At 40.7% G+C, this 6,000-nt stretch carries 6 protein-coding genes; 3 read left to right on the forward strand and 3 right to left on the reverse strand.

All coding sequences use genetic code 11. The features are described 5' to 3' along the window. Nucleotides 1–523: 523 nt before the first annotated feature. From H9Y05_RS07130 to yihA, 3 genes are all read right to left on the reverse strand, one after another. Nucleotides 524–1,411, reverse strand: a complete 888-nt coding sequence (locus H9Y05_RS07130; RefSeq protein ID WP_163493020.1) for a cation diffusion facilitator family transporter — start codon at nt 1,409–1,411, stop codon at nt 524–526. A gap of 85 nt (nt 1,412–1,496) precedes the next feature. Then, on the reverse strand, nt 1,497–2,882 hold the full coding sequence (locus tag H9Y05_RS07135) for an MBL fold metallo-hydrolase (protein WP_163493019.1): 1,386 nt from the start codon (nt 2,880–2,882) through the stop codon (nt 1,497–1,499). Between the two features lie 56 nt (nt 2,883–2,938). After that, entirely contained in the window at nt 2,939–3,544 is a 606-nt protein-coding gene (gene yihA / locus H9Y05_RS07140) for a ribosome biogenesis GTP-binding protein YihA/YsxC (RefSeq protein WP_163493018.1), read from the reverse strand. Nucleotides 3,545–3,670: 126 nt separating this feature from the next. Here yihA and H9Y05_RS07145 point away from each other — a divergent pair, with 126 nt between their 5' ends. The 3 genes from H9Y05_RS07145 (at nt 3,671) to H9Y05_RS07155 (ending at nt 5,587) form a co-directional block, all read left to right on the forward strand. Next, on the forward strand, nt 3,671–4,183 hold the full coding sequence (locus H9Y05_RS07145) for an ORF6N domain-containing protein (RefSeq protein WP_216713894.1): 513 nt from the start codon (nt 3,671–3,673) through the stop codon (nt 4,181–4,183). Nucleotides 4,184–4,194: 11 nt separating this feature from the next. Further along, nucleotides 4,195–4,695, forward strand: a complete 501-nt coding sequence (locus H9Y05_RS07150) for an ORF6N domain-containing protein (RefSeq protein ID WP_216713895.1) — start codon at nt 4,195–4,197, stop codon at nt 4,693–4,695. Nucleotides 4,696–4,996: 301 nt separating this feature from the next. Continuing rightward, complete coding sequence (locus H9Y05_RS07155) at nt 4,997–5,587, forward strand: sugar transferase (protein WP_163493015.1); 591 nt, start codon at nt 4,997–4,999, stop codon at nt 5,585–5,587. Nucleotides 5,588–6,000: the final 413 nt, after the last annotated feature.

Genomic DNA, 6,000 nt, shown 5'->3' on the forward strand with positions numbered 1-6,000 from the left:
CGTCAATCAGCAATGAACTAATACGCTATCCGACAAACTCTTTGCGCCTTCGCGCCTTTGCGAGCAATACGTTATGAATTGCTACGGATAATGTTTAACAAGAAACAGCCACCAACGCTGTTCAGATTTCTAAATTGTTGATTGAAAACAAGTTGGTTTGATTTTCTCGCCAAGCCGTTAAGCCGCAAAGTTGTTATTTTTTATTGCTTCTGCATGTCTTTTTGAGCGACTACTCATTGACGATTTTCTTTTTTCCAGTTCTATGTGAATCAACATATTACTGATCTCAGAAACGTCAATCAGCAATGAACTAATACGCTATCCCACAAACTCTTTGCGTCTTCGCGCCTTTGCGAGCAATACGTTATGAATTGCTACGGATAATGTTTAACAAGAAACAGCTACCAACGCTGTTCATATTTCTAAATTGTTGATTGAAAATAAGTTGGTTTGATTTTCTCGCCAAGCCGCTAAGCCGCAAAGTTGTTATTTTTTTATTGCTTCTACATGTCTTTTTGAGCGACTACTCATTGACGATTTTCTTTTTTCCCGGTTCAATGTGAATCAGTACATTTCCGATTTCGGGAATTTCTGCTTGCAATGTGTCTTTCAGCCGGTGTGAGATTTCATGTCCTTCCCGTACGCTGATGTCCTCATCCACAATGGCATGCAAATCCACCAGATAATTTAATCCCGCCTTTCGGATGAAGCATTTTTCCGTTCCCAATACCCCATCAACAGTCAGTGCGATTTTCCGGATTTCGGCAATTAACTCCTCGTATGTATTTTCGTCCATGATTTCTCCCAGTGCCGGGCGAAAGATCAGGTAACTGTTGTACAAAATGAAGCCGGAGGCAAGTAAAGCAGCCCAGTCATCTGCCGTTTCATACCCTTTTCCACATATCAAAGCGATAGTAATTCCGATAAATGCCGCGATAGAAGTAATGGCGTCACTTCGGTGGTGCCAGGCATCCGCTTTTAACGAAGAACTGTTGATCTGCCGGCTTTTGCGAATAACAATCTGAAAGGAAATCTCTTTCCAAATGATAATTGCTCCCAGTACAATGAGCGTCCACGGTTTGGGCAGGTCGTGGGGCGTTTGTATATTCTTAATACTTTCGTGGGCAATGATGAGTGCCGAAGCTCCCAGAAATGCCACAACAATAAACGTAATCAACGGTTCAATTCTCCCATGCCCATACGGGTGATTCTCATCCGCAGGACGGTTGGCATATTTAATTCCGAACAGAACCAGAATGGAAGAAAAAACATCGGTGGTTGATTCAATGGCATCGGCAATAAGTGCGTATGAATTTCCAAAGAAACCAGCCAGTCCTTTAATCACAGCCAGGCTTGCATTTCCGAAAATGCTGAAATAAGCGGTTCGAACAGCTGTTTCTTTGTTGGTCATAATTCGGATATAAACACACTAAAAGTAATTCATTTCAGGCAAATAACAGAGTTTTGTGTTTCAATTTGCCGCGAGAAAGGTCAGCTTAAAGTGTTGATGGACATACATAATCTGTCTTCGGAATGGACGTATTTTTTAATGCTCCGTATCCTCCGGCAATATCAATCAGATTTGTGTAACCGTTCCGCATGAGTAAGGAAATGGCGATCACGCTGCGGTATCCTCCCGCACAATGTATGTGATAGGTGGTATCCTTGTCTAATTTATTCAAATCATCATGCATGTAATCCAATGGATAAAAGATGGCATTTTCAACGTGTTCAGACTGGTATTCTCCCGGTTTTCTTACGTCAACAATGGTGCATCCTTTTGCTTGTGCTACTTCTTCGGCGGAAACAGAGGTAATCGTTGTCAATTCCCCGTCCCAAGCCGCAATACCCCCTTTCAGGTACCCGACTGTGTGGTCATATCCAACCCGTGCCAGACGTGTTACCGTTTCTTCTTCTTTTCCTTCCGGTGCGACCAATACAATCCGTTGTTTAATGTCCTGAATGATTGCTCCGACCCACATGGCAAACTGTCCGTTCAACCCGATAAACAGGGAACCCGGAATAAATCCGTTGATGAATTCTGCTTGCGGACGAACATCCAGAATCAATGCGCCATTGGCAATTTCCTGTTTAAATGCATCCGGTGACAGTGCTTGCGTTCCCCGGATGATGACTTCATCGATGGAATCGTAACCGGTTTTGTTCATCGCAGCATTTTTCGGAAAATACTGAGGTGGAGGAAGAATCCCGGTTGTCACCTCAGTAATAAACTCCTCTTTTGTCATATCCGAACGCAACGCGTAGTTGGTTTTCTTCTGATTGCCGAGAGAATCCTGTGTATCAGAACTCATGTTTTTTCCACAGGCGGAACCTGCCCCGTGTCCCGGGTACACAATGATATCATCGGGAAGCGGCATGATTCTGTTGCGCAATGAATCGTACAGCATTCCTGCCAAATCTTCCTGTGTCAGGTCACTTTTAATCGCCAAATCAGGTCGCCCGACATCTCCCAGGAACAATGTATCTCCGGTAAATATGGCTGTTTCTTTTCCGTTTTCATCCAGCAGTAAAAAACAGGAAGATTCGGGAGTGTGCCCCGGTGTGTGCAATAATTTGATGGTCAGATCACCCACTTTAAATTCCTGGTTGTCTGAACCGACCAGGCAGTCAAACGATGGATGTGCTGTTGGCCCGTATACAATTTCTGCACCCGTTTTTCTTGCCAGGTCAATGTGACCTGAAACGAAATCCGCATGAAAATGTGTTTCGAAAATATATTTAATGGTTGAATTGTTGGCTTTTGCCAGTTCGATGTATTGATCCACTTCTCTCAACGGGTCAATAACAATCGCCTCCCCTTTGTTGGAGATAAAATAAGCTCCCTGAGCCAGACATTTTGTATATAATTGCTGTACGTTCATGGTGTTGAAATTTGTTCTGTTTGTTATCAATTACTACTTGCAGTTTCAACGATCAGTTACCCGTTTTTAACTGCCAGGTTGATATTCTCAATATAATTGAGCAGTTTCTCCCTGCCAAATCCGGATTCACTGGATGTGGTGAATACAGGTGGCAGTTCCTCCCAGTATTTCATCATTTCTTTCTTGTATTTTGCCATGTTTTTCTGCAGTGCAGAAGACGAAAGCTTGTCAATTTTTGTAAAAACCATTGCAAACGGTATTTCTTTTTGTCCGCACCAGTTCATAAATTCCAGATCAATTTGCTGCGGTTCCAGACGGGAATCCAACAATACAAATACATTGAGCAGCTGTTCTCGTTTTGTCAAATAATCAGAAATAAACTTCTCAAATTTTTCACGGGCAGATTTTGACACTTTTGCATATCCGTACCCCGGCAAATCGACAATATACCACTCCTGGTTGATCAGAAAGTGGTTGATTAATTGTGTTTTACCAGGTTTTCCGGACGTTTTTGCCAATTTCTTCTGTTCCGTCAGCATGTTGATCAAGGAAGACTTCCCCACATTGGAACGACCGATAAACGCGTATTCAGGCAAGTTGCCATCCGGGCATTTCTTGTGATCGGTATTTGAAATTGCAAAAACTGCTTCTTTGATTTTCATGGTGCAAAATTACGAAAAAAAGGGGGATGTCAGAACAGAAAAAGTACATTGAATTTTTACGACTTATTCGTATGAGATACAGATAATTTTCTTATATTCAGGTAAATTAACCATAAACCACCTTTCATGAATTTACAGACAATTCAAAACCGGATTATTGAAATTCGGGGTTGTAAAGTAATGCTGGATGTTGATTTGGCCACACTGTATGAAGTAGAAACACGTGTATTGAATCAAGCCGTAAGACGGAATATTGACTTATTTCCGGGAGATTTTATGTTTCAATTGACGCTCGAGGAATGGGAATGTATGTCATCACAATCTGTGATGACATATTCTCAAAAACGACCAAAATCTGCACCTCCTTTGGTTTTTACCGAACATGGAGTGACAATGCTGGCAACTATTTTAAAGAGTAAAAAGGCACGGGAAATGAGTATCAACATTGTTCGCGTGTTTATTGCCCTTCGGCAATTTATCATGGATTATCGTGACTTGAGTGAACAGCTAAAAGCATTGGAAATACGATACAATCAACAATTCAGTGATGTCTACGAGGCAATTAACTATTTAATTCAAAAAGAGAAACAGCAAACAGAGCAAGGGGAACGGAAAAGAATCGGTTTTCGGAAAGAATGAAAATTATCATTATGAACTTACAGGAAATTCAAAATCGAATTGTTGAAATTCGGGGCCTTAACATAATGCTGGACTTTGATTTGGCAGCATTGTACGAAGTAGAAAACAGGACACTAAAACAAGCCGTCCGACGAAACAGGGATCGTTTTCCGGCGGATTTTATGTTTGAACTTACAGAAGAAGAGGTTGATTTACTGGTATCACAAAATGTGATACCATCCAAAAGTTATCTCGGAGGAGCCGTACCTTTTGCATTTACAGAACAGGGAGTCGCTATGTTGTCCAGTGTTTTACGAAGCAAAAAAGCAATACATATGAACATTGCTATTATGCGTGTATTTGTATTGATTCGTCAATATACACTATCATACACGGATTTAACCAACCAACTAAAAGCATTGGAAATAAGATATCATCAACAATTCAGTGATGTATACGAGGCAATTAACTATTTAATTCAAAAAAACAAACAGCAAACGAAGCAAGGGGAGCGGAAAAGAATTGGTTTTTAAATTGCTAATTACCGGTTAAATTTTTCATCATCCTTTATACTTTTTCGTACTCGAAGAATAACATAGATAACAAAAATTAAAAAACCTGCCGTAACAATCATCGCAGCTGTCGGTGGTACCCCACTAACACTGTCATGTGGAACGCTAAATGTCCCTTTTCCGGGATTGAGAGTTGTTTGTGTTAGAAAATGAATCATTGAAATGAAAACTTGTCAATTTAGCTGCTTATAAAAGCAATTATTTTAGTATCAGCAGGAGCAATATTACCAAATACATGTACTTTTGAAACGATTTTTATTGTATGAAACGCATTTTCGACATTGTTTGTTCACTTATTATTCTCCTGTTATTCTTTCCGTTCGGTTTGATCATCTCATTCCTGATTCTGTTGGAAAGCAGAGGAGGGATTTTTTACCGGCAGGAACGAATCGGTCGTTATGGGAAACCATTCCGTTTGTTTAAATTTCGCTCCATGCGGAAAAATGCAGACAAGCAAGGGAAATTGACCGTGGGAATGCGGGATGCACGCATTACACGTACCGGTTACTTCATCCGCAAGTTCAAATTGGATGAATTTCCGCAATTTATCAATGTCATTGCCGGAGATATGAGTATTGTCGGGCCGCGACCGGAGGTGAAAGAATACGTGGACCTGTATACGGAAGAACAACGTCAGATTTTGAACGTCCGACCGGGGATTACGGATCTGGCTTCGCTGGAATACTTCGAAGAAAATGAATTGCTGGGACGGTCAGAAAATCCTCAGAAAACGTACATCGAAGAAATCATGCCGGCAAAAATTGAACTGAACAAACGTTACCTGGCAAATCCCACGCTGGCAAATGACCTGCACATCATGTGGAAAACATTTGTGCGCATTATCAAACGATAACTTTTTTATGCTCATGTCATGACATCCCTTTTTAAAGGAATGAAAGGGGGTTTTTAGTGTTTTTTTAGCTGCAACAAGTACACAATCGTAAATCAAAAACAATAAAAATTCACATTTTTACACATTTATTTCACACATTAGTTGTTTTTTCATTATATTTGTACCGGAGAGTATTCTTTGCTCTATGACAAACTATTCCGGTGACCGGCAGCCATTCAGTTGGTTTCCACTCCTCAACGACCAGCCGGATTACTTCACTGCCTCTCTTAGGCTTATTCTCCGTCAAAGCGGTAATCACTTAAATACATACACTTATGAAAAAGAAAAAATTTTGTAACTTCCAGCTGTTTACTGTCCGGAGAAGCAGTTTGTTTATACTGTACCTGTTTATGCTGTCTGTCACCACACATATC

The organism is Taishania pollutisoli, from assembly GCF_014518315.1.
GTDB lineage: Bacteria > Bacteroidota > Bacteroidia > Flavobacteriales_D > Crocinitomicaceae > Taishania > Taishania pollutisoli.